Genomic DNA, 23349 nt, shown 5'->3' with positions numbered 1-23349 from the left:
CTTAGGTAGGCTGAGCGGTTTTCGCGCCGCGACGTTGACGACGAACCAGTTCACTGGCGAGCGCCAGATAAGCCAGCGCCCCGCGGGAAGACTTGTCGTAGGCCAGCACCGGCATACCGAAGCTCGGCGCCTCGGCCAGTCTGATGTTTCTCGGAATAACGGTATCGTACAGCTGCTCGCCAAAGTGTTCCTTGAGCTGCGCCGATACATCGTTTATCAGGCTCAGACGCGGGTCATACATCGTGCGCAGCAGGCCTTCGATCTTGAGCTGCGGGTTGAGCAGTTGGCCGATCCGCTTGATGTTATCCACAAGGTCGCTCAGACCTTCCAGTGCGAAATACTCGCACTGCATGGGGATAATCACGCCATCAGACGCCACCAGGGCGTTGAGCGTGAGCATCGACAGCGATGGAGGGCAGTCGATGAGGATGTAATCGTAGTTTTCGCGGATTGGCGCCAGCGCATTGCGCAGACGGCTCTCCTTCATCTGCATTTCCAGCAGCACCACCTCGCCTGCGGTCAGGTCGCGGTTGGCCGGAAGCAGTTGGTAACCGCCGTGCTCGGAGAACTGCATGGCCTCGGCCAGATCGCATTCGCCAATCAGCAGGTCGTAAACGGAGTTTTCGAGGTTGTGTTTATCCACACCACTCCCCATGGTCGCATTGCCCTGGGGATCGAGATCGATCAGCAGCACGCGTCGTTTGGTAGCAACCAGTGACGCGGCGAGGTTGATGCATGTGGTGGTCTTGCCTACCCCACCTTTCTGGTTCGCTATCGCGAATACCTTAGCCATTATCGCTTGTGTTCCCAATCATGCCGTGCGGCGCAGTATCAGCAGATGGCGTTGGCCTTGGCAACCCGGAACGGTCAAGGCTTGTGCGCTATCAAGGTGAAAATCCGTGGGCAATGCTACCAGTTCATCGGCAGGATGCAGCCCTTTCATCGCCAGCCAGCGTGTCTGTGTGTCGCCCATGTGGCGAGTCCATCCGGCAAAGTCTTCCAGACTGCTGAACGCACGGGAAATGATTCCGTTGAACGGTACGTCCGGCTGGTAGGTTTCTGCGCGGCTGTGGATAACTTCGAGGTTATCCAGCTTAAGCTCCAGTTTGACCTGGGTCTGAAAGCGGGTCTTCTTGCCATTGCTGTCCAACAGCGAAACCTTCATCCGCGGAAACATGATCGCCATGGGAATACCGGGCATGCCGCCCCCGCTGCCGACATCGAGCCAGCGTTCGCCTTCGGCGCTACCTTCGATGAAAGAAATCACACTCAGGCTGTCGAGCAAATGCCGGGACACCATCTCGTCCGGGTTACGCACAGCCGTGAGGTTGTACGCCTTGTTCCACTTGATCAACAGCGCCAGATAGGCAAGCAGTTGTTCGTGCTGGACCTGAGTGAGCTCGATACCCAGAGCGCGGGCGCCTGTGGATAACTCTTCGGCGTGTTGCGGGGTAACCATAGAACTCAAGCGCTTTGCTCCAACTGACGGCCCGCGCCGCGTTTTTTCAAGTGAATCATCAACAGGGAAATCGCTGCAGGCGTGACACCCGGAATGCGCGAGGCCTGTCCGAGAGTTTCGGGGCGAGTTATCCCCAGCTTGCTTTGAATTTCTTTGGACAGACCGGAAATCCCGGCGTAATCGATGTCTTCAGGCAGCTTCGTGTCTTCGCTGGCACGCAAACGGGCGATTTCGTCCTGCTGCCGATCAATGTAACCGGCGTACTTGGTCTTGATCTCCACCTGCTCGGCAACCTGTGGATCAATGCAGCCCTCACCGGTAAGGGAAATCAGGCTGGCATAATCGATTTCCGGACGCGTCAGCAGATTGAGCAGGTTGTATTCGTGGGTCAGCGGCGTGCCGAAATGCGCGGCAATGGCATCGCCCTGTTCGGTACCCGGACGAACCCAGGTACTTTTCAGACGCTGTTCTTCCAGCGCGATGTTTTCACGCTTGGTACAGAACGCGGCCCAACGCGCGTCATCGACCAGACCCAGCTCACGGCCTTTTTCGGTCAGACGCAGGTCAGCGTTGTCTTCGCGCAGGATCAAACGATATTCGGCGCGGGATGTGAACATCCGGTAAGGCTCTTGCGTACCCAGCGTGATCAGGTCATCAACCAACACGCCGATGTACGCCTCGTCACGACGCGGGCACCAGCTGTCGCGACCTTGCGCACGCAATGCCGCGTTGGTTCCGGCCAGCAAACCTTGAGCACCCGCTTCTTCGTAGCCGGTTGTGCCGTTGATCTGGCCTGCGAAGAACAGACCGCCGATCACCTTGGTTTCGAGGCTGTACTTCAGATCACGCGGATCGAAGTAGTCGTACTCGATGGCGTAGCCCGGGCGAACGATGTGCGCATTCTCCATGCCGCGAATCGAACGAACGATCTGCAACTGTACGTCGAACGGCAGAGAGGTCGAGATACCGTTCGGGTACAGCTCGTGCGTGGTCAGACCTTCCGGCTCGATGAAGACCTGGTGGCTTTCCTTGTCGGCAAAGCGATGAATCTTGTCTTCGATCGATGGGCAGTAACGCGGACCGATACCCTCGATCACACCGGAATACATCGGCGAACGATCAAGATTGGACGCAATGATTTCGTGTGTCCGCGCATTGGTGTGGGTAATCCAGCAACTCACTTGCGACGGATGTTGTTCCTTGGAACCCATGAACGACATGACGGGAATCGGCGTATCGCCCGGTTGCTCGGTCATCACCGAGAAATCGACAGAGCGGCCATCGATGCGTGGCGGCGTACCTGTCTTCAAGCGCCCTACCCGTAATGGCAGCTCGCGAAGACGGCGTGCAAGCGCGATGGACGGCGGATCACCCGCTCGGCCACCCGAATAATTCTGCATACCGATGTGGATAAGACCGCCCAGGAACGTACCGGTGGTCAATACAACGGAATCAGCCAGGAAACGCAGGCCCATTTGCGTGACAACGCCACGGACCTGGTCCTGTTCGACAATCAGGTCGTCGCAGGATTGCTGAAATATCCACAGGTTCGGCTGGTTTTCAAGCGTCTCGCGAATAGCGGCCTTATACAGAACGCGGTCTGCCTGGGCACGGGTCGCACGTACGGCCGGGCCTTTGCGGCTGTTCAACACGCGGAACTGTATGCCGCCTTTGTCAGTGGCCATGGCCATCGCGCCGCCAAGGGCATCGATTTCCTTGACCAGATGACTTTTGCCGATGCCACCGATCGCAGGGTTGCAGCTCATCTGGCCGAGTGTTTCCACGTTATGCGTCAACAGCAGGGTTTTGATACCCATGCGTGCTGACGCAAGTGCGGCCTCGGTACCGGCATGACCGCCACCGATGACGATCACTTCAAAACGGGAAGGGAAATCCACCACGCACCTCGTGCCTGTTGTCGATGGGAAATTGGGATAGCTGACAAGTATAGGGACTTACCCCACCTGAATGAAACCCGTTGCACAAAATTTAACCAGCTGTGGAAAACTCGCGGATAAAAAAAATAAAAAGGAAAGAAAGTTTATAAAGCCTTGTTTTTATGTTTATTCTTACTGAGCCATGTTTCTGTGGATAGATTCCTACAGGCCTTTATTTTCAATGTGTACAGAGATTCAAAAGCCTGTGGTCATGTGCCTGTGAGGTGTTGGGATAACCGTCCTGAGCCTGTGGATTAAAGTGCGCTTTGTCCACAGGCGGGTTTATCTTCAGGTTTCAAGCCCGGTTATCAACCGAGCTGAGGCGTGGTTATGCACAGGGCTTATTTCACAGAAAATGATGAAATCGGCGGTTGGCCGACTGCTGGTCAGTGAAAAAAGGACTGTTGGATCGACGTGGGGAGAGCGTCTCGAGGCATCTGAAGGATTGAAAGCGATCAATCATCCACAGCTGAAACCGCGATCAGACCGTATGCGAGGGAAGGTTTTGGCTTTGCGGGAGGGTTATCAACAGGTAGCGGGACGATTGCCGTCCCTTTCAGACTGATTCGGATCTGATACCTGACGCTGTCAGAGGCGTGACAGCATCTGTTTCGTGACTATTTACCGATGCAGAAGCTGGAAAAGATCCTGCCAAGCAGGTCATCGGAGCTGAAAGCACCGGTGATTTCCCCCAGTGACTGTTGAGCCTGGCGCAAATCCTCTGCCAGCAGCTCTCCAGCACCGGCAAGCGTCAACTGTGCCCTGCCGTGCTCCAGGGAGTCACTGGCGTGGCGAAGCGCTTCAAGGTGGCGACGACGAGCGCTGAAGCTGCTCTCGGAGGTCTGCTCATAGCCCATGCACGCCTTGAGATGTTCACGCAGCAGTTCAAGCCCTTCGCCGCCAGCCTTGGCGCTCAGGCTGATGGTGACATGACCGTCGGGACTGGTTTCCAGGCCTGTAGTGTCGCCGCTCAGGTCAGACTTGTTTCGAATCAGCGTGACCTTGGCCGGATCAGGCCTCTGTTCCAGAAACTCGGGCCACAGCGCGAAGGGATCACTCGCTTCCGGTGCCGTTGCGTCTACCACCAGCAGGATCCTGTCCGCTTCGCCAATCGCCTTGAGTGCACGCTGCACGCCGATCATTTCAACCTGGTCCTGAGTGTCACGCAGACCTGCAGTGTCCACCACGTGCAGCGGCATGCCGTCGATGTGGATATGTTCACGCAGTACATCGCGCGTAGTGCCGGCGATCTCCGTCACGATGGCAGCTTCACGTCCGGCCAGGGCGTTGAGCAAGCTGGATTTTCCGGCGTTGGGTCGTCCGGCAATCACCACAGTCATGCCATCACGCAACAACGCACCCTGCCCGGCTTCGCGCAGGACTGTGGATAACTCATCGCGCACGTCATCAAGCATGCTTAACACATGGCCATCGGCAAGGAAGTCGATTTCCTCTTCCGGGAAGTCGATTGCCGCCTCGACATAGATCCGAAGACCGATCAGTTTCTCGGTCAACTTATCCACACGTTGGGAAAACGCACCCTGCAACGAGCGCAATGCATTGCGGGCAGCCTGTGCAGAACTTGCCTCGATCAGGTCTGCAATCGCTTCGGCCTGTGCCAGGTCCAGCTTGTCGTTGAGAAACGCGCGCTCGCTGAACTCACCAGGACGGGCCAGACGGCAACCCAATTCCAGGCAACGTTGCAGCAACATGTCGAGCACGATCGGACCACCGTGGCCCTGCAGCTCCAGAACATCTTCGCCGGTAAAGGAGTTGGGTCCGGGAAAGTACAGCGCGATACCCTCGTCCAGTGTCTGGCCCGATGCATCGGCGAAAGGTCCGTAATGGGCATAACGGGGTTTGGGCTCACGCCCGATTATCGCCTGCGCTGCCTGGCTGGCCAGCGGACCTGAAATACGGACGATGCCGACGCCACCACGACCTTGAGCAGTCGCGATAGCGGCGATTGTTTCACGAGGGACGTTCATGGTCCGCCTCCTGTACAACTGACAGATAGCAAAACGCCCCACTGAGGGGGCGCCTTGTAGAACTTATTCACAGGTTAGATCAGGCAGCTGCTTTCTTGGTAGCCGCTTCGATCTTGCGAGTGATGTACGCCTGCTGTGCGATCGACAGGGTGTTGTTCACAACCCAGTACAGAACCAGACCGGCAGGGAACCACAGGAAGAAGAACGTGAAGATGATTGGCATCATTTTCATGACCTTGGCCTGCATCGGATCCGGAGGAGTCGGGTTCAGACGCTGCTGAATGAACATGGTCGCGCCCATGATGATCGGCAGAATGAAGAACGGGTCCTTGATCGACAGGTCGGTTATCCACAGGATCCATGGAGCCTGACGCATTTCCACGCTTTCCAGCAGTACCCAGTACAGCGACAGGAAAACGGGCATCTGCACAAGAATCGGCAAGCAACCACCCAGCGGGTTGATCTTCTCTTTCTTGTACAACTCCATCATTGCCTGGGACATTTTCTGGCGATCATCGCCATGTTGTTCCTTCAGCAAGGCCAGTTTCGGAGCCACGGCGCGCATGCGGGCCATGGATTTGTAGCTGGCTGCGGAGAGCGGGAAGAACAGACCCTTGATCAGCATGGTCAGGACGATGATCGACCAGCCCCAGTTGCCAAGAATCGCGTGGATATGTTGCAGCAGCCAGAAAATAGGCTGGGCAATGAACCACAGAAAGCCGTAATCAACTGTCAGTTCCAGACCTGGGGATAACTCTTTGAGTACCGCCTGGCTTTTCGGACCTGCGTACAAGGTCGCAGTGGTCTCGCCTTTGGCACCCGGAGCAACGGTCAACGTCGGGCTGGTGAAGCCGATGATGTAATTGCCCTGGCTGTCTTTGCGGGTCTGAACCAGGTTGGTTGCGTTGTGATCAGGAATCCACGCAGTCACGAAGTAGTGTTGCAGCCAGGCAACCCAGCCACCTTGAACCGTTTCCTTGACCTGACCCTTGTCGATATCTTTCATCGACACTTTTTTGTAGGGCTCTGCAGCTGTCCATAGTGCCGCACCCAGATAAGTGGCGGTACCGGTAGCCGTAGTCGACGATGGATCGGAACTGGCGTCGCGCTTCAATTGCGCGAACAGGTTACCGGCCCATGGCTGAGCGCTCTGGTTATCCACAACGTAGGTCACGACCAGGTCGTAAAGGCCTCGTTTGAATGTGAAGCGCTTGATGTAATTGATGCCGTTTTCCGAGAATTTCAAGTCCACGACCATATCGTTCTGGCCATCAGCCAGTTGATAAGTCTTCTGTGTGGACGTGTAAACCGGACGACCGGCAGCGCGAGCATCGGGACCATTGGTACCTGTCAGGCCACTTTGTGCCAGAAAGGTACGCTCGCCACCGTTGTCGAACAGCTGAAACGGCACTTCAGGGCGGTCCTGACGACGTGGATAAAGAGGCAGACGAAGCTGAACCACGTCACCACCCACCGGATCGATCGCCAGATCGAGCACGTCGGTCTTGACCTGAATCAGGTCTTTGCTGGCTACGGCCGGAGTTTCAAGAGGAGCCGCGGCATTGGTCGCATTCGCGCTTGGAACATCAGCGCTGGCGGAACCATTATTACCAGCAGCCGTATCCGGAATACCCGGTGCGGTGTTGCTGGCTGCAACATTCTGGGTCGGCATGGCTGCCTGACCGTAGTCCTGGTTCCATTTCAGAACCCCGACGTAGGTCACGATTGCCAGGGCGACGATCAGGATCGTGCGTTTAATATCCATGATTACTCGGCCATCGAAGAAGAACGGGAGGTGGGGACAGGTGGAACCGGGTCATAACCACCGGGATTCCACGGATGACAGCGACCCAGGCGGCGCATTGCCAGCCAGCCGCCGCGCAAAAGGCCATGATTATCGATGGCTTCATACGCGTAGCAGGAGCAACTGGGGTAGAAACGACAGTGACTGGCCATCAGCGGGCTAATGGCATAGCGATAAAACTGGATCGGAACGAGTGCCAGTTTACGCATCGGGACTGTCCACCCCTGCAGGTTCGGTTTTTGTCTGTGGAGCAGGTTGGCTGCGTGCCAGACGTTTCCACAGCTTGCCGAAATGCTGAATCAGTTCAGGGTTTTCTACATCACCCAAACCTTTACGCGCGACGATAACGATATCCCAACCGACCAAACTGTCTTGGTGTTGGCGAAATGATTCGCGCATCAGGCGTTTCAAACGATTGCGCTGAACGGAGAGCTTGACGCTCTTTTTACCTATCACAAGCCCCAGGCGGGGATGATCAAGGTCGTTGTTGCGCGCAAGGAGCAGGAGATTTTTCCCCGGAACCTTGCCGGTAGGGGAGTCAAAGACTGCCTTGAAATGCCGGGGAGTCAGCAAACGCTTTTCCCGACTGAAGTCTCGACTCACCTCCTGTGCCGATTTATCAAACTGCCAGACGCTTACGGCCTTTGGCGCGACGACGCGACAGAACGGCACGGCCGTTTTTGGTGGCCATACGTGCACGGAAACCGTGGGTGCGGGCGCGCTTGATAGTGCTGGGTTGGAAAGTACGTTTCATGGCGTGTTACCTGGTTCGTCCACTACGGGCCGGAATGGCCCCCGTTTTAAGAGACCGGGGATTCTAGAGAAAGCAGGCCCGCAGGTCAATTTCCAACCAGCTTTTCTTCAATAACGTTCTATATGGCCAATTCGCCGGTCTTGAAGGGGACGAATCGTCATGCACACCGCACTGTTATAGAAATAAAAGAGAGAGAGTATTTAAAGCTTTTCTATAGAGCTTATAATTCTTACGTCGGGCATATCTGTGGATAAAATGCTGAGAGCTATGATATACAAGGTGTACAGCGTTTCAAAAGGCTGTCGAAAAACCGTGCTCTGCCTGTGCTGCACCCTCGGAAAAGCTGTGCATGAAAGGCTTTTTTATCCACAGCCATGTTATCCACAGACTTCAACCCCGACTTATGCAACGGGCTGAAGTGAGCTTATCCACAGAGCTTATGCACATACCGTTCGTCGTCTGTCATTCCTACAAATCAACGATTTATAGCCGACTGTTAGCAACCTACATGTGGATAAGTCTTCAGCGGACCGTTACAATGGCGGCTGTTTTTGCCACACCGGCTTTTGACTTAGGGGATATCCGTGTCAGTGGAACTTTGGCAGCAGTGCGTGGAGCTTTTGCGCGATGAGCTGCCTGCCCAGCAATTCAACACTTGGATCCGTCCGCTACAGGTCGAAGCCGAAGGCGACGAGTTGCGTGTCTATGCACCGAACCGCTTCGTGCTTGATTGGGTGAATGAAAAATACCTGGGCCGATTGCTCGAGCTCCTTGGCGAACACGGTCAAGGGATGGCGCCTGCGCTTTCCTTATTAATAGGAAGCAAACGCAGCTCTGCGCCGCGTGCCGCACCTAACGCCCCGCTCGCCGCAGCTGCTTCGCAAGCCTTGTCTGCGAATTCGGCCAGCAGCGTTCAGACTCCTGCCCCGGTTGCATCGCCCGTTGCCCAGGCGGCGTCGCCCTCTCCTGCTCAGGAACTGCCAGCTCACAACGAGCCATCGCGCGACAGTTTCGATCCCATGGCCGGTGCGAGTTCTCAACAGGCACCAGCCCGCGCTGAACAACGTACCGTGCAGGTCGAAGGTGCGCTCAAGCACACCAGCTACCTGAACCGTACGTTCACGTTCGAGAATTTTGTAGAGGGTAAATCCAACCAGCTGGCGCGCGCTGCTGCCTGGCAGGTCGCAGATAATCCGAAGCACGGCTACAACCCGCTGTTCCTTTATGGCGGTGTCGGTCTGGGTAAAACGCACTTGATGCATGCTGTGGGTAACCATCTGCTCAAGAAAAACCCGAACGCCAAGGTCGTCTACCTGCATTCGGAGCGTTTCGTGGCCGACATGGTCAAGGCGCTGCAGCTCAACGCGATCAACGAGTTCAAGCGGTTCTATCGTTCGGTCGATGCGCTGCTGATCGATGACATTCAATTCTTCGCCCGCAAGGAACGTTCGCAGGAAGAGTTTTTCCACACGTTCAACGCGCTCCTTGAAGGCGGACAGCAGGTCATCCTTACCAGCGACCGTTATCCGAAAGAGATCGAAGGTCTCGAAGAGCGTCTCAAATCGCGTTTCGGCTGGGGTCTGACCGTAGCGGTCGAGCCACCGGAACTGGAAACCCGCGTGGCGATCCTCATGAAGAAGGCGGATCAGGCCAAGGTCGATCTCCCCCATGACGCAGCATTTTTCATCGCGCAACGCATTCGCTCCAACGTCCGTGAACTCGAGGGCGCGCTCAAGCGAGTCATCGCGCACTCGCACTTCATGGGACGTGACATCACGATCGAACTGATTCGTGAGTCGCTGAAAGACCTGTTGGCTCTGCAAGACAAGCTGGTGAGTGTGGATAACATTCAGCGCACCGTTGCCGAGTACTACAAGATCAAGATATCCGACCTGTTGTCCAAGCGTCGTTCCCGCTCTGTAGCCCGTCCAAGACAGGTTGCGATGGCGTTGTCCAAAGAACTGACCAACCACAGTCTGCCGGAAATCGGTGACGTGTTTGGCGGTCGCGACCATACAACCGTTCTGCACGCGTGCCGAAAGATCAACGAGCTCAAGGAATCCGACGCGGATATCCGCGAGGACTACAAGAACCTGCTGCGCACTCTGACTACGTGATGACGCCAGTGCAGCTTATTAAGGCAAGGGACTAGACCATGCATTTCACCATTCAACGCGAAGCCCTGTTGAAACCCCTGCAATTGGTGGCCGGCGTGGTTGAACGCCGTCAGACCTTGCCGGTGCTATCCAACGTATTGATGGTCGTCGAAGGCCAGCAACTGTCGCTGACCGGTACCGACCTTGAAGTCGAACTGGTTGGACGCGTGCAGTTGGAAGAGCCGGCCGAGCCTGGGGAAATCACTGTCCCTGCGCGTAAGCTGATGGACATCTGCAAAAGCCTGCCCAACGATGCGTTGATCGATATCAAGGTTGACGACGCCAAGCTGGTGGTCAAGGCTGGCCGTAGCCGTTTCACCTTGTCCACGCTGCCTGCCAACGACTTCCCTGCCGTGGAAGAAGGTCCGGGTTCGCTGACGTTCCAATTGGGTCAGAGCAAGCTGCGCCGTTTGATCGAGCGCACCAGCTTCGCCATGGCTCAGCAGGATGTGCGTTATTACCTCAATGGCATGTTGCTTGAAGTCAGCGCAGGCGTACTGCGTGCTGTCGCGACCGATGGCCACCGTCTGGCAATGTGTTCCATGACTGCCGATATCGAACATGCCGACCGCCACCAGGTCATCGTGCCGCGCAAAGGTATTCTGGAAATGGCTCGTCTGCTCACCGAGCAGGACGGCATGGTCAGCATCGTACTGGGTCAGCATCACATCCGCGCAACCACAGGCGAGTTCACCTTTACCTCGAAACTGGTCGACGGTAAATTCCCTGACTACGAACGAGTACTGCCAAAAGGTGGTGACAAGTTGGTGCTGGGCGATCGCCAGGCGCTTCGCGAAGCCTTCAGCCGTACCGCGATTCTGTCCAACGAAAAGTACCGCGGTATTCGTCTGCAACTGGCCAGCGGTCAGCTCAAGATTCAGGCGAACAACCCTGAGCAGGAAGAAGCGGAAGAAGAAATCGGCGTCGAGTACAACGGTGACTCGCTGGAAATCGGTTTCAACGTCAGCTACCTGCTCGACGTTCTGGGCGTGATGACCACCGAGCAAGTGCGTCTGATTCTGTCTGACTCCAACAGCAGTGCGCTGGTGCAAGAGTCCGACAATGATGACTCGGCATACGTTGTCATGCCGATGCGTCTGTAACCATGTACAGCGCAACCTAGATGTCTCTCAGCCGCATCTCGGTCACCGGGGTGCGCAATCTGCACCCGGTGACCCTCTCCCCCTCTCCGCGTATCAATATCCTTTACGGCGCCAACGGCAGCGGCAAAACCAGCGTACTGGAAGCCATCCATCTGCTGGGCATCGCTCGATCGTTCCGCAGCAGCCGCCTGCTTCCAGTCATCCAGTACGAGCAACCGTCTTGCACGGTCTTCGGTCAAGTCGAGCTTGCCCAAGGCGGTCATAGCAGTCTGGGTGTAGCGCGTGACAGACAAGGTGAATTCCAGATCCGCATCGACGGGCAGAATGCGCGCAGTGCTGCACAGCTCGCTGAAATTCTGCCGTTGCAGCTCATCAATCCAGACAGTTTCAGATTGCTTGAAGGCGCACCGAAGATTCGCAGACAGTTTCTGGACTGGGGAGTGTTCCACGTGGAACCTCGTTTTATGGCCACTTGGCAACGGCTCCAGAAGGCCTTGAGGCAGCGAAACTCATGGCTTCGGCATGGTACACTTGACGCCGCTTCGCAGGCGGCATGGGATCGAGAACTGTGCCTGGCGAGTGATGAGATCGACGAGTTTCGTCGGGCTTACATCAAGGCATTGAAGCCAGTCTTTGAACAAACTTTGAGCGAACTTGTTGAGCTTGAAGGTTTGACCCTGAGCTACTACCGAGGATGGGACAAGGAAAAAGAGTTGAGCACCGTGCTCGCTTCTTCCCTGAATCGCGATCAGCAGATGGGCCATACACAGGCCGGACCACAACGCGCTGACTTGCGTCTTAGATTAGGCGCACACAACGCCGCGGACATTTTGTCCCGGGGTCAGCAGAAGCTGGTGGTCTGTGCGTTGCGCATCGCGCAAGGACATCTGGTTAGTCAGGTCCGGCGCGGCCAGTGTATCTATCTCGTCGATGACTTGCCTTCCGAACTGGATGACAACCATCGCCGAGCGCTTTGCCGTTTGCTGGAAGAATTACGCTGCCAGGTATTTATCACCTGTGTAGACCAAGAATTTTTGAGGGAAGGCTGGCAGACGGAAACGCCAGTCGCTTTGTTCCACGTGGAACAAGGCCGTATCACCCAGACCCACGACCATCGGGAGTGATTGCATGAGCGAAAATCAAACGTACGACTCGTCCAGCATTAAAGTGCTGAAAGGACTTGATGCCGTACGCAAGCGTCCCGGAATGTACATCGGCGATACAGACGACGGTAGCGGTCTGCATCACATGGTATTCGAAGTGGTTGATAACTCGATCGACGAAGCATTGGCAGGCCATTGCGACGACATCAGTATCATCATCCACCCTGACGAATCGATCACCGTCCGCGACAACGGTCGCGGTATTCCGGTAGACGTGCACAAAGAAGAAGGCGTGTCGGCAGCTGAGGTCATCATGACCGTGCTCCACGCTGGCGGTAAGTTCGACGACAACTCGTACAAGGTGTCCGGCGGCCTGCACGGCGTGGGCGTCTCGGTGGTGAACGCCCTCTCGGAAATTCTGCTGCTGACTGTGCGTCGCAGTGGGAAGATCTGGGAGCAAACCTACGTCCATGGTGTTCCACAGGAACCGATGAAGATCGTAGGCGAGAGCGATACCACGGGTACCCAGATCCACTTCAAGCCTTCTGCAGACACGTTCAAGAACATCCACTTCAGCTGGGACATTCTGGCCAAGCGGATTCGTGAACTGTCCTTCCTGAACTCCGGTGTCGGCATCATGCTGAAGGACGAGCGCAGCGGCAAAGAAGAGCTGTTCAAGTACGAAGGTGGTCTGCGTGCATTCGTTGAATACCTGAACACCAACAAGACGCCGGTCAACGAAGTGTTCCACTTCAACGTCCAGCGTGACGACGGTGTGGGTGTCGAGATCGCGTTGCAGTGGAACGACAGCTTTAACGAAAATCTGTTGTGCTTCACCAACAACATCCCGCAGCGCGACGGTGGTACTCACCTCGTGGGCTTCCGCTCTGCGCTGACCCGTAACCTGAACAACTACATCGAGCAGGAAGGCCTGGCCAAGAAGCACAAAGTCGCCACCACCGGTGATGATGCGCGTGAAGGTCTGACAGCGATCATCTCGGTGAAAGTGCCTGATCCCAAGTTCAGCTCGCAGACCAAGGACAAGCTGGTTTCGTCCGAAGTCAAAACTGCTGTCGAGCAGGAAATGGGCAAGTACTTCTCCGACTTCCTGTTGGAAAACCCGAACGAAGCCAAGGCTGTCGTCGGCAAGATGATCGACGCAGCGCGCGCGCGTGAAGCTGCTCGCAAGGCCCGCGAAATGACCCGCCGTAAAGGTGCATTGGACATCGCCGGTCTGCCAGGCAAACTTGCTGACTGCCAGGAAAAAGACCCTGCCCTCTCCGAACTGTACCTGGTGGAAGGGGACTCTGCTGGCGGATCAGCCAAGCAGGGGCGTAACCGTAAAACCCAGGCCATCCTGCCGCTCAAGGGCAAGATCCTGAACGTTGAAAAAGCGCGTTTCGACAAGATGATCTCTTCGCAGGAAGTGGGCACCTTGATCACTGCGCTGGGCTGTGGCATCGGCCGCGAAGAGTACAACATCGACAAGTTGCGTTATCACAACATCATCATCATGACCGATGCTGACGTCGACGGTTCTCACATCCGTACCCTGCTGCTGACCTTCTTCTTCCGTCAGTTGCCTGAGCTGATCGAGCGTGGCTACATCTACATCGCTCAACCGCCGCTGTACAAGGTCAAGAAAGGCAAGCAGGAGCAGTACATCAAAGACGACGAGGCCATGGAAGAGTACATGACCCAGTCGGCTCTGGAAGACGCCAGCCTGCACCTCAGCGAATCCGCACCGGGTATCTCCGGTGAGGCGCTGCAACGTCTGGTGAACGATTTCCGCATGGTCATGAAGACGCTCAAGCGTCTGTCGCGCCTGTACCCTCAGGAACTGACCGAGCACTTCGTCTACCTGCCTCCTGTCACGCTGGAACAGCTTTCCGACCATGCTGCCATGCAGTCCTGGCTGGACCTGTTCGATGCGCGCCTGCGCACCGGTGAAAAGTCGGGCCTGGTCTACAAGGCCAGCCTGCGCGAAGACCGTGAACGTAACGTCTGGCTGCCAGAGGTCGAACTGATCTCCCACGGTCTGTCGAATTACGTCACCTTCAACCGCGACTTCTTCGGCAGCAACGACTACAAGACCGTCACTGCCTTGGGCCTGCAGATCAGCTCCTTGCTGGAAGAAGGCGCCTACGTGCAACGTGGCGAGCGCAAGAAGCAGGTTACGGAGTTCAAGGACGCCCTCGCCTGGCTCATGGCCGAAAGCACCAAGCGCCACACCATCCAGCGATACAAAGGTCTGGGCGAGATGAACCCGGATCAGCTGTGGGAAACCACCATGGACCCAAGCGTGCGACGCATGCTTAAGGTCACCATCGAAGACGCCATCGGCGCTGACCAGATCTTCAACACCCTGATGGGTGATGCGGTCGAGCCACGCCGTGACTTCATCGAGAGCAATGCGTTGGCGGTGTCCAACCTGGACTTCTGATCCAGAACGCATGCTTCACCATCAACCCCGGCGAAAGCCGGGGTTTTTGTTTGTGTGCGTTATGGACGGGTTACGGGGTTACAGGATCAGGCAAGTGCCACTTCAACTCTCGCAAAACCGAATCCGATTCCCGAACGGGTCGTAGACCTCAAGCACTCTCCCCCACCCCTGCTCTACGATATCGGGACGTCCATACCCATAACGCTTGGCCTGCAATTCATCGCGCAGCATTTCGATATTCAGCATCGGGACAAACACTGTCGAACCAGGGCTGCTATCGCCGTGGTGCTCGGAGAGGTGAAGCCGCAAACCGTCCCTGATGATGCCCAGGTACAACGGCAGATCAGCTTCGAAGCGATGCTCGAACTCGACGCTGAAGCCTAGAAAGTCCAGATAGAATTCACGGGCCTTGGCTTCGTCGAACATCCGCAATATCGGGATTGGGCTTTTGAAGGTAATGGCTGTGGGCAGGGGCGTTTCTTGCGGCAGCAGGGCCGAGGCTGTGTTCCAGTCCTTGTAGCCCAGTTGCCGGGAAACCAGTTCCAGCGCCTCCGAGTGGGACACGTGCTGATCGTGCGCTGCCAGCGCGGTACGTAGCGCCTTGGCCAGCTCTTTGGCGTTCTCGATGGATGACATCATTTCTCCCTGAGTCGAAGCATGCTGGTGCCCGCGTTGCCAAGCCTCGACCGGTCGATAACGATGCAGGTGAGTTGGAAGTCGCAATGCTTTCACCTTTCCTTGCGGAGCGAGCGGCGGGCAGCATCGGCCTGAGTTGGATAGTACACAGGCGTCATTCGAGGCGAAAGTCGGCAACTGTGTACCGAAACCCTGAGGCCTGAGTTTTTATGAAAATCGTCATTTGAAAGGCAATAAAAAACCGACCTGAAACAGGTCGGTTTTTTTGTATCACCAAAACTTATGCACGTTTTTGGGTTGTTAATGGCTTAAAGAAATAAATAGCCCGATCAATACCTTACGTGCATTTTTCGCCGTTTATCTAAAAAGCGTACACAGGTTATCCACAAAATCAGGCTGGGACTTTTTCGCCGCTCGATACAGGTGCAGCCGGCGAACCCAGTGCACGCTGAGTCTCTTCATTCCACGTCTGAACGCGCTCATTCAGTGCGGCGATGGCGCGGGGGCCTGTGCCTTCGGCGTACATGGGTTCGCCGATCACAACCTGTATCGTTCCGGGCTTTTTCGCCCAACCGTCTCTCGGCCAGTATTTGCCTGCGTTATGAGCTACAGGCAGTACAGGCAGATCGGCATTGACTGCCAGCGCCGTGCCGCCACGGGAGAACTTGCCGACCTGGCCATACGGCACGCGAGTGCCTTCCGGGAAGATTAGAACCCAGACTCCGTCCTTGAGCAGTTCGTCGCCCTTCTTGGCGATTGCCTTGAGCGCAGCCTTGGGGTTATCACGGTCAATCGCAATAGGACGAAGCATGGCCATGGCCCAGCCAAAGAACGGCACATAGAGCAGTTCGCGCTTGAGCACCTGGCTCAGTGGCTCGAAGTAAGCCGATAGAAAGAAGGTTTCCCATGTGCTCTGATGGTTGGAGATGATCACGCACGGGGTTTTCGGGACATTCTCGGCGCCAGTGACTTCAACCTTGATGTTGAGAAACACACGGGTCAGCCAGATAGCGCAGCGGCACCAGTAGACGTTGATGAATCGATAACGAGCCTTGAACGGCAGGAACGGTGCGATGAAAAAGCTCAAGGTGCACCACAGCAGCGAGCTGGTGCCCAGCAACAGGTAGAAGAAGAAAGTCCTGATTGCCTGCATGATCGACATAGTTACGTTTACCGTACGGGCAGGTGCCCGCTCCTTGAGCGCTGCGGACCGAACTCAGTGGTTGTTCTGCGCAACGCTGGTGTGGATAAGTTCTGCGGCAACCGCCGCCAGATCGTCAAAAACAAGAGTGCCGGTCGGCACGCCACCGGCCAGGGTCTTCTGACCTTTGCCGGTCTTCACCAGAACAGGCTGAGAATCGACGGCCAAAGCCGCCTGCAGGTCACCTTTGCTGTCGCCCACAAACCATAGACCCTTCAGGTCCGCTGCGTAATGTCGGGCGATGGTCTGCAACATGCCGGGCCGTGGCTTTCGGCAGTCGCAGCATTCGTCTGGCCCGTGCGGGCAATAGACGATCAAGCCAACCTCGCCGCCCTGCTCTGCCACCAGCTCGCGCAATCGCGCGTGCATGGCGTCCAGAGTGGCCAAGTCGTAATAACCTCTGGCAATGCCGGACTGGTTGGTGGCAATCGCCACTGTCCAGCCGGCTTTGCTCAGCGCTGCGATCGCCTGGATCGAGCCGGGAATGGGAATCCACTCCTCCACCGACTTTATATAAGCGTCGGAGTCCTCGTTGATCACCCCGTCCCGATCCAGTATCAGCAGTTTCACCATGGACTCCTTGTCAGCCCAGCAGCGAGATATCGGCAACGCCGAGGAACAGGCCACGCAGGCGGGCCAGCAACGCATAGCGGTTGGCACGTACGTTGGCGTCTTCAGCGTTGACCATCACCGCTTCGAAGAACGCATCGACCGGCTCACGCAGACTGGCCAGACGCGCCAGCGATTCGCTGTACTGACGCTCGGCGGCCATTGGCTGCACAGCGTGGTCGGCCTGCTGAATCGCGGAATACAGCGAGAACTCGTTGGCATTGTCGAAGTACTTGGGCTCGACGGTCTGGGCAATGTTGCCCTCGGCCTTGCTCAGCAGGTTCGACACGCGCTTGTTCACCGCTGCCAGTGCGGCTGCCTGTGGCAGCTTGCGGAAGGCCTGAACGGCCTGCACGCGCTGGTCGAAGTCCAGCGCAGAACCTGGCTGCAGCGCACGCACCGACAGGTACACCGCCACTTCGACGCCTTCGTCTTCGTAACGCGCACGCAGACGGTCGAAGATGAACTCCAGCACCTGCTCTGGCAAACCGGCCGACTTCACCTTGGCACCGAATTGAGTGACTGCGAATTTCACCGTCTCGATCAGGTCCAGGTCCAGCTTCTTCTCGATCAAGATGCGCAGGATACCCAGCGCTGCGCGACGCAGTGCATAGGGGTCCTTGCTGCCGGTGGGCAGCATGCCGATACCGAAGATACCCACCAGCGTGTCGAGCTTGTCGGCGATGGCAACGGCGGCACCGGTCAGGGTGGTTGGCAGTTCGGCACCTGCGCCGCGCGGCATGTACTGCTCGTTCAGCGCCAGCGCCACATCTTCGGCTTCGCCGTCGGCCTTGGCGTAGTAGTAACCCGCCACGCCCTGCATCTCGGGGAATTCGCCGACCATTTCGGTCGACAGGTCGCACTTGGACAGCAGACCCGCACGCGCTGCACGCTGAGCGTCGCCGCCGATGCGTGGTGCGATGTAGGCGGCAAGCTTGGAAACACGCTCTGCCTTGTCGTAGACACTGCCCAACTGAGCCTGGAACACGACGTTCTTCAGGCGCTCGTTGAAGGTTTCCAGCTTCTGCTTCTTGTCCTGCTTGAAGAAGAACTCGGCGTCGGTCAGGCGTGGGCGAACCACTTTCTCGTTACCGGCGATGATCTGTGCCGGGTCCTTGCTCTCGATGTTAGCGACCGTGATGAAACGCGGCAGCAGCTTGCCGTCGGCATCCAGCAGGCAGAAATACTTCTGGTTGTCCTGCATGGTGGTGATCAGCGCTTCCTGAGGCACTTCAAGGAAACGTTCCTCGAACGAGCACACCAGCGGCACTGGCCATTCGACCAGACCGGTCACTTCGTCCAGCAGGCCTGGCGGCACGATGGCAGTGCCTTCCTGTTGGGTGGCCAGCTCTTCGACGCGTTTGCTGATGATCTGACGACGCTCGTTGAAGTCAGCCAGTACATTGGCTGCACGCAGGTCGCTCAGGTAGCCGGCAGGCGAGGAGATACGCACGTCTTCCGGATGATGGAAGCGGTGGCCACGCGAATGACGACCCGAGGTTTGAGCCAGGATTGTGCAATCGACGACCTGATCGCCGAACAGCATCACCAGCCACTGGGTCGGACGCACGAACTCTTCCTTGCGAGCACCCCAGCGCATGCGCTTGGCAATCGGCAGGTCATTCAGCGAGTCTTCGACGATGGTTGGCAGCAGCGACACGGTCGGCTTGCCGACGATGTTCTGGCTGTAACGCAGCTTCGGGCCGCTCTGATCGATTTCGCTCAGGTCAACGCCGCACTTCTTGGCGAAGCCCAGGGCAGCCTGTGTAGGGTTGCCATCAGCATCGAACGCCGCCTGACGTGGCGGGCCGTCCAGATTGACCGCACGATCCGGTTGCTGCGTGGACAGCTCGGTGATCAGCACAGCCAGACGACGCGGTGCGGCGTAGACCTGTTTGGCGCTGTAAGTCAGGCCGGCGCTCTGCAGACCCTTCTCGATACCGGCCAGAAACGCGTCGGCCAGCGAACTCAGGGTCTTGGGTGGCAGCTCTTCAGTGCCCAGTTCTACGAGAAAATCTTGAGCACTCATTGTGCAGCCTCCAGCTTAGCCAACACTTCGTCGCGCAGATCGGGCGGTGCCATCGGGAAGCCGAGTTTGGCCCGGGCTTGCAGATAAGCCTGAGCCACCGAGCGAGCCAGTGTGCGCACGCGCAGGATGTACTGCTGACGCGCAGTCACGGAAATGGCGCGACGGGCATCCAGCAGGTTGAAGGTGTGCGAGGCCTTGAGGACCATCTCGTAACCCGGCAATGGCAGCTCGAGTTCGATCAGGCGGGCCGCTTCGCTTTCGTAGAAATCGAACAGCTCGAACAGCTTGTCGACGTTGGCGTGTTCGAAGTTGTAGGTCGATTGCTCAACCTCGTTCTGATGGAACACATCGCCGTAGGTGACTTTACCGAACGGACCGTCAGCCCAGACCAGATCGTAGACCGAGTCCACGCCCTGCTGGTACATGGCCAGACGTTCCAGGCCATAGGTGATCTCACCGGTCACCGGATAGCATTCCAGACCGCCGACCTGCTGGAAGTAAGTGAACTGCGATACTTCCATGCCGTTGAGCCAGATTTCCCAACCCAGACCCCAGGCGCCCAGCGTCGGCGATTCCCAGTTGTCTTCGACGAAACGTACGTCGTGCACCAGCGGGTCGAGGCCGATGTGCTTGAGCGAGCCCAGGTACAGTTCCTGGAAGTTGTCCGGGTTCGGCTTCAGGATCACCTGAAACTGGTAGTAGTGCTGCAGGCGGTTGGGGTTCTCGCCATAACGGCCGTCAGTAGGACGACGGCTTGGTTGAACGTAGGCGGCATTCCAGGTTTCCGGGCCTACGGCGCGCAGAAACGTGGCGGTGTGGAAGGTGCCGGCGCCTACTTCCATATCGTAGGGCTGAAGTACCACGCAACCTTGTTCTGCCCAGTATTGCTGGAGGGCGAGGATCAAGTCTTGGAAGGTACGCACGGCTGGCGTAGGCTGGCTCACAAATTTCACCTGTGCTGGGCTGCGATTCAAAGAGCGGGAGTATACCCGATTCGGCTGCACGTCCACCCTTGGGAGCCCTATGACACGCTGCTTTTGGTGCAACGAAGACCCCCTTTACATCGCTTATCACGATCAGGAGTGGGGCGTGCCGCTGCGCGATGCGCAGAAGCTCTTCGAGTTGCTTTTGCTCGAAGGGTTCCAGGCCGGCCTTTCCTGGATCACGATTCTCAAACGTCGGGCCCGATATCGAGAGGTGCTGTTCGGTTTCGATGCCGAGCGTCTGGCGCAACTGACCGACACTGAAATCGATGCATTGATGCTTGATCCGACCATCATCCGCAACCGCCTCAAGCTCAGGGCCGTGCGCACCAACGCCAGGGCCTGGCTGGCGCTGAAGGATCCGGTTGACCTGCTCTGGTCGTTTGTCGGCGGTCAGCCGAAGATCAACCATTTCAAGGACCGCAGCGAGGTGCCCGCCATCACCGTTGAAGCCGAAGCCATGAGCAAGGCGCTGAAAAAAGCCGGCTTCATCTTCGTCGGTCCGACCATCTGTTATGCCTATATGCAGGCCAGTGGAATGGTCATGGACCACACCGTTGACTGTGATCGGTACGCGATCCTGAGCCGCTGACGGTACAATGCCTGCCTCAAGAATCCGGGAGTGATCTGTGGAAAAGTTCAAAGGCGCCATGATGGTCGGGGCGTTACGCCTGTTTGCCCTCCTGCCCTGGCGTGCCGTGCAGTGGGTCGGCACCGCCATCGGCTGGCTGATGTGGAAGCTTCCCAACCGTTCGCGCGAAGTGGCGCGGATCAACCTGTCCAAGTGTTTTCCGGAGTTGAGCGAGCCCGAGCTTGAAAAGCTGGTGGGTAGAAGCCTCATGGACATCGGCAAGACGCTGACCGAAAGCGCCTGTGCGTGGATCTGGCCTGCTCAGAAATCCATCAATCTGGTGCGCGAGGTCGAAGGCCTCGACGTGCTCAAGGACGCGCTGGCATCCGGCAAGGGCGTGGTCGGCATCACCAGCCACCTGGGCAACTGGGAAGTGCTCAATCACTTCTATTGCAGCCAGTGCAAACCGATCATTTTCTACCGTCCGCCAAAGTTGAAGGCCGTCGATGACCTGCTGCGCAAACAGCGGGTTCAGCTGGGCAACCGCGTGGCGGCGTCCACCAAGGAAGGCATCCTCAGCGTCATCAAGGAAGTCCGTAAAGGCGGTTCGGTGGGTATTCCGGCTGACCCGGAGCCAGCAGAATCTGCAGGCATCTTCGTACCCTTCTGCGGCACCGTGGCGCTGACCAGCAAGTTCGTGCCGAACATGCTGGCAGGCGGCAAGGCCGTTGGTGTTTTCCTGCACGCCATGCGCCTGCCGGACGGTTCCGGTTACAAGGTTGTCCTGGAAGCGGCCCCTGAAGCCATGTACAGCACTGATACCGAAACCTCGGCAGCGGCCATGAGCAAAGTGGTCGAGAAGTACGTACGCGCCTACCCGAGCCAGTACATGTGGACCATGAAGCGCTTCAAGAAGCGTCCTGAGGGTGAGAAGCGCTGGTATTGAACTGGCGCTTCAACCTCGCAGATTTGCGTGATCCGACCCACTGGGACGCGGAGCGTCCCGGGCGGCATGCCCACGCGGAGCGATGGGCACGATCAGTGTTGAGGCGGACGTATGTATAACGATGAGCACGGAGCATGGGCACGATAGGTGTGCTTCAGGCTTGTGATCGTTCCTCACGCTCCAGCGTGGGAATGAAGCTTGGGACGCTCCGCGTCCCGGCGACATCTGCAGCGAAATATCTGCCAGATCAGAAAAAGCTCAACCCCACCTGAAACAGCCGCTCTACGTCGCGGATGTACTTTTTATCCACAAGGAACATGATCACCTGATCGCCGGATTCGATCACGGTGATGTCGTGGGCGATAAGCACCTCTTCGTTGCGGATGATTGCGCCAATCATGGTGCCGGTCGGCAGGTTGATGTCCTTGATGGCGCGGCCGATGACCTTGCTGGATTTCGAGTCGCCGTGGGCCACGATCTCGATGGCTTCGGCTGCACCCCGGCGCAGGGAGTGGACGCTGACGATATCGCCGCGTCGCACGTGGGCCAGCAGGGTGCCGATGGTTGCCAGTTGCGGGCTGACCGCGACATCGATCTCCCCGCCTTGCACCAGATCCACATACGCCGAGTTGTTGATCAGGGTCATCACCTTGCGTGCGCCCAGCCGTTTGGCGAGCAGCGATGACATGATGTTGGCTTCGTCGTCGTTGGTCAGGGCCAGAAACAGGTCGGTGTTGCCGATGTTTTCCTCGATCAGCAGATCGCGATCCGAGGAGCTGCCCTGCAGCACGACTGTGTTGTCCAGGTTCTCCGAGAGGTAACGGCAGCGTGCCGGGTTCATCTCGATGATCTTGACCTGATAGCGGCTCTCGATGGCCTCTGCCAGGCGCTCGCCGATGTTGCCGCCGCCCGCGATCACGATGCGTTTGTAGCTCTCGTCCAGACGGCGCATCTCGCCCATCACCGCACGAATGTCAGCCTTGGCGGCAACGAAGAATACTTCGTCATCGGCTTCGATCACGGTGTCGCCCTGCGGCAGGATCGGACGGTCGCGGCGGAAAATGGCGGCGACGCGGGTTTCAACATTGGGCATGTGCGCCTTGAGCTGGCGCAGTTGCTGGCCCACCAGCGGCCCGCCGTAGTACGCCTTGACCGCGACGAGCTGAGCCTTGCCCCCGGCAAAGTCGATCACTTGCAGGGCGCCGGGGTACTCGATCAGGCGCTTGATGTAATTGGTGACCACCTGCTCCGGGCTGATCAGCACGTCCACCGGAATGGCGCTGTTGTCGAACAGTTCCGAGCGCGTCAGGTACGCGGCTTCACGCACTCGGGCTATCTTGGTCGGCGTATGAAACAGCGTGTACGCGACCTGACAGGCAATCATGTTGGCTTCATCACTGCTGGTCACCGCAACCAGCATGTCGGCGTCGTCGGCCCCGGCCTGGCGCAACACGGCCGGATATGAGCCTTTGCCCTGCACGGTCCGAATGTCCAGCCGGTCGCCCAGGTTGCGCAACCGGTCACCGTCCGTGTCGACCACGGTAATGTCGTTGGCTTCGCCTGCCAAATGCTCGGCCAGCGTGCCGCCGACCTGACCTGCACCCAGGATGATGATTTTCAACCGTTC

20 protein-coding genes are annotated in these 23349 nt (G+C 57.4%); 6 read left to right on the top strand and 14 right to left on the bottom strand.

What is annotated here, in order from left to right; translation table 11 throughout:
- Position 1: 1 nt before the first annotated feature.
- The 8 genes from AC0IXS_RS14690 to rpmH form a co-directional block, all read right to left on the bottom strand.
- Entirely contained in the window at positions 2-793 is a 792-nt protein-coding gene (locus AC0IXS_RS14690; protein ID WP_004882444.1) for a ParA family protein, read from the bottom strand.
- Positions 794-811: 18 nt separating this feature from the next.
- Positions 812-1468, bottom strand: coding sequence for a 16S rRNA (guanine(527)-N(7))-methyltransferase RsmG (rsmG, locus tag AC0IXS_RS14685; protein WP_057409850.1), 657 nt, complete (start codon positions 1466-1468; stop codon positions 812-814).
- Positions 1465-3357, bottom strand: coding sequence for a tRNA uridine-5-carboxymethylaminomethyl(34) synthesis enzyme MnmG (mnmG, locus tag AC0IXS_RS14680; RefSeq protein ID WP_471824971.1), 1893 nt, complete (start codon positions 3355-3357; stop codon positions 1465-1467). Before mnmG ends, rsmG begins: the two co-directional genes overlap by 4 nt.
- A gap of 656 nt (positions 3358-4013) precedes the next feature.
- Positions 4014-5384 carry a tRNA uridine-5-carboxymethylaminomethyl(34) synthesis GTPase MnmE gene (gene mnmE, locus AC0IXS_RS14675; RefSeq protein ID WP_057409851.1) on the bottom strand — a complete coding sequence of 457 codons (1371 nt, stop codon included), beginning with the start codon at positions 5382-5384 and terminating at the stop codon, positions 4014-4016.
- A 79-nt stretch (positions 5385-5463) separates the two neighbouring features.
- Entirely contained in the window at positions 5464-7149 is a 1686-nt protein-coding gene (gene yidC, locus AC0IXS_RS14670) for a membrane protein insertase YidC (protein WP_057409852.1), read from the bottom strand.
- Between the two features lie 2 nt (positions 7150-7151).
- Complete coding sequence (gene yidD, locus AC0IXS_RS14665) at positions 7152-7397, bottom strand: membrane protein insertion efficiency factor YidD (protein WP_004882449.1); 246 nt, start codon at positions 7395-7397, stop codon at positions 7152-7154.
- Positions 7390-7791 (bottom strand): ribonuclease P protein component, encoded by a 402-nt coding sequence (gene rnpA / locus AC0IXS_RS14660; protein ID WP_004882450.1) that lies wholly within the window; start codon positions 7789-7791, stop codon positions 7390-7392. The genes yidD and rnpA overlap by 8 nt, the downstream gene beginning before the upstream one ends.
- 16 nt (positions 7792-7807) lie before the next feature.
- A complete protein-coding gene (gene rpmH / locus AC0IXS_RS14655; RefSeq protein ID WP_002551315.1) occupies positions 7808-7942 on the bottom strand; it encodes a 50S ribosomal protein L34 in 135 nt (44 codons plus the stop codon).
- A 584-nt stretch (positions 7943-8526) separates the two neighbouring features.
- Here rpmH and dnaA point away from each other — a divergent pair.
- The 4 genes from dnaA to gyrB are packed head-to-tail and all read left to right on the top strand — an operon-like array spanning position 8527 to position 14747.
- On the top strand, positions 8527-10059 hold the full coding sequence (gene dnaA, locus AC0IXS_RS14650; protein WP_057409853.1) for a chromosomal replication initiator protein DnaA: 1533 nt from the start codon (positions 8527-8529) through the stop codon (positions 10057-10059).
- 38 nt (positions 10060-10097) lie between these two features.
- The gene (gene dnaN / locus AC0IXS_RS14645; RefSeq protein WP_057409854.1) at positions 10098-11201 is read left to right on the top strand and encodes a DNA polymerase III subunit beta; all 1104 of its coding nucleotides are present in this window, start codon (positions 10098-10100) and stop codon (positions 11199-11201) included.
- A 20-nt stretch (positions 11202-11221) separates the two neighbouring features.
- On the top strand, positions 11222-12325 hold the full coding sequence (gene recF, locus AC0IXS_RS14640; protein ID WP_004882453.1) for a DNA replication/repair protein RecF: 1104 nt from the start codon (positions 11222-11224) through the stop codon (positions 12323-12325).
- Positions 12326-12329: 4 nt separating this feature from the next.
- Positions 12330-14747, top strand: a complete 2418-nt coding sequence (gyrB, locus tag AC0IXS_RS14635; protein ID WP_004882454.1) for a DNA topoisomerase (ATP-hydrolyzing) subunit B — start codon at positions 12330-12332, stop codon at positions 14745-14747.
- Between the two features lie 102 nt (positions 14748-14849).
- On the opposite strand, the gene AC0IXS_RS14630 is transcribed toward gyrB, so the two are convergent.
- The 5 genes from AC0IXS_RS14630 to glyQ all read right to left on the bottom strand — a co-directional run bounded on the left by AC0IXS_RS14630 (position 14850) and on the right by glyQ (position 20166).
- Complete coding sequence (locus tag AC0IXS_RS14630) at positions 14850-15383, bottom strand: glyoxalase superfamily protein (protein ID WP_191957345.1); 534 nt, start codon at positions 15381-15383, stop codon at positions 14850-14852.
- Positions 15384-15774: 391 nt separating this feature from the next.
- A complete protein-coding gene (locus tag AC0IXS_RS14625; protein WP_004882466.1) occupies positions 15775-16545 on the bottom strand; it encodes a lysophospholipid acyltransferase family protein in 771 nt (256 codons plus the stop codon).
- 54 nt (positions 16546-16599) lie between these two features.
- Complete coding sequence (gmhB, locus tag AC0IXS_RS14620; protein WP_471824967.1) at positions 16600-17157, bottom strand: D-glycero-beta-D-manno-heptose 1,7-bisphosphate 7-phosphatase; 558 nt, start codon at positions 17155-17157, stop codon at positions 16600-16602.
- Positions 17158-17167: 10 nt separating this feature from the next.
- Complete coding sequence (gene glyS / locus AC0IXS_RS14615; RefSeq protein ID WP_025996514.1) at positions 17168-19222, bottom strand: glycine--tRNA ligase subunit beta; 2055 nt, start codon at positions 19220-19222, stop codon at positions 17168-17170.
- Positions 19219-20166: a glycine--tRNA ligase subunit alpha gene (gene glyQ, locus AC0IXS_RS14610; RefSeq protein ID WP_004882469.1), complete on the bottom strand. Its 948-nt coding sequence runs from the start codon at positions 20164-20166 to the stop codon at positions 19219-19221. The genes glyS and glyQ overlap by 4 nt, the downstream gene beginning before the upstream one ends.
- Before the next feature lie 79 nt (positions 20167-20245).
- Between glyQ and AC0IXS_RS14605 the strand changes: the two genes are divergently transcribed.
- Together AC0IXS_RS14605 and AC0IXS_RS14600 are read left to right on the top strand one after the other, a co-directional pair.
- A complete protein-coding gene (locus AC0IXS_RS14605; protein WP_057409856.1) occupies positions 20246-20797 on the top strand; it encodes a DNA-3-methyladenine glycosylase I in 552 nt (183 codons plus the stop codon).
- Positions 20798-20834: 37 nt separating this feature from the next.
- On the top strand, positions 20835-21722 hold the full coding sequence (locus AC0IXS_RS14600; protein WP_004882471.1) for a lysophospholipid acyltransferase: 888 nt from the start codon (positions 20835-20837) through the stop codon (positions 21720-21722).
- 247 nt (positions 21723-21969) lie between these two features.
- On the opposite strand, the gene trkA is transcribed toward AC0IXS_RS14600, so the two are convergent.
- Complete coding sequence (trkA, locus tag AC0IXS_RS14595) at positions 21970-23343, bottom strand: Trk system potassium transporter TrkA (RefSeq protein ID WP_004882473.1); 1374 nt, start codon at positions 23341-23343, stop codon at positions 21970-21972.
- Between the last annotated feature and the right edge of the window lie 6 nt (positions 23344-23349).

The sequence above is a fragment of the Pseudomonas sp. AC016 genome (genome assembly GCF_979253365.1).
Note: the sequence above shows the minus strand (reverse complement) of the source record. Positions and strands in the feature narration are given on the sequence as shown.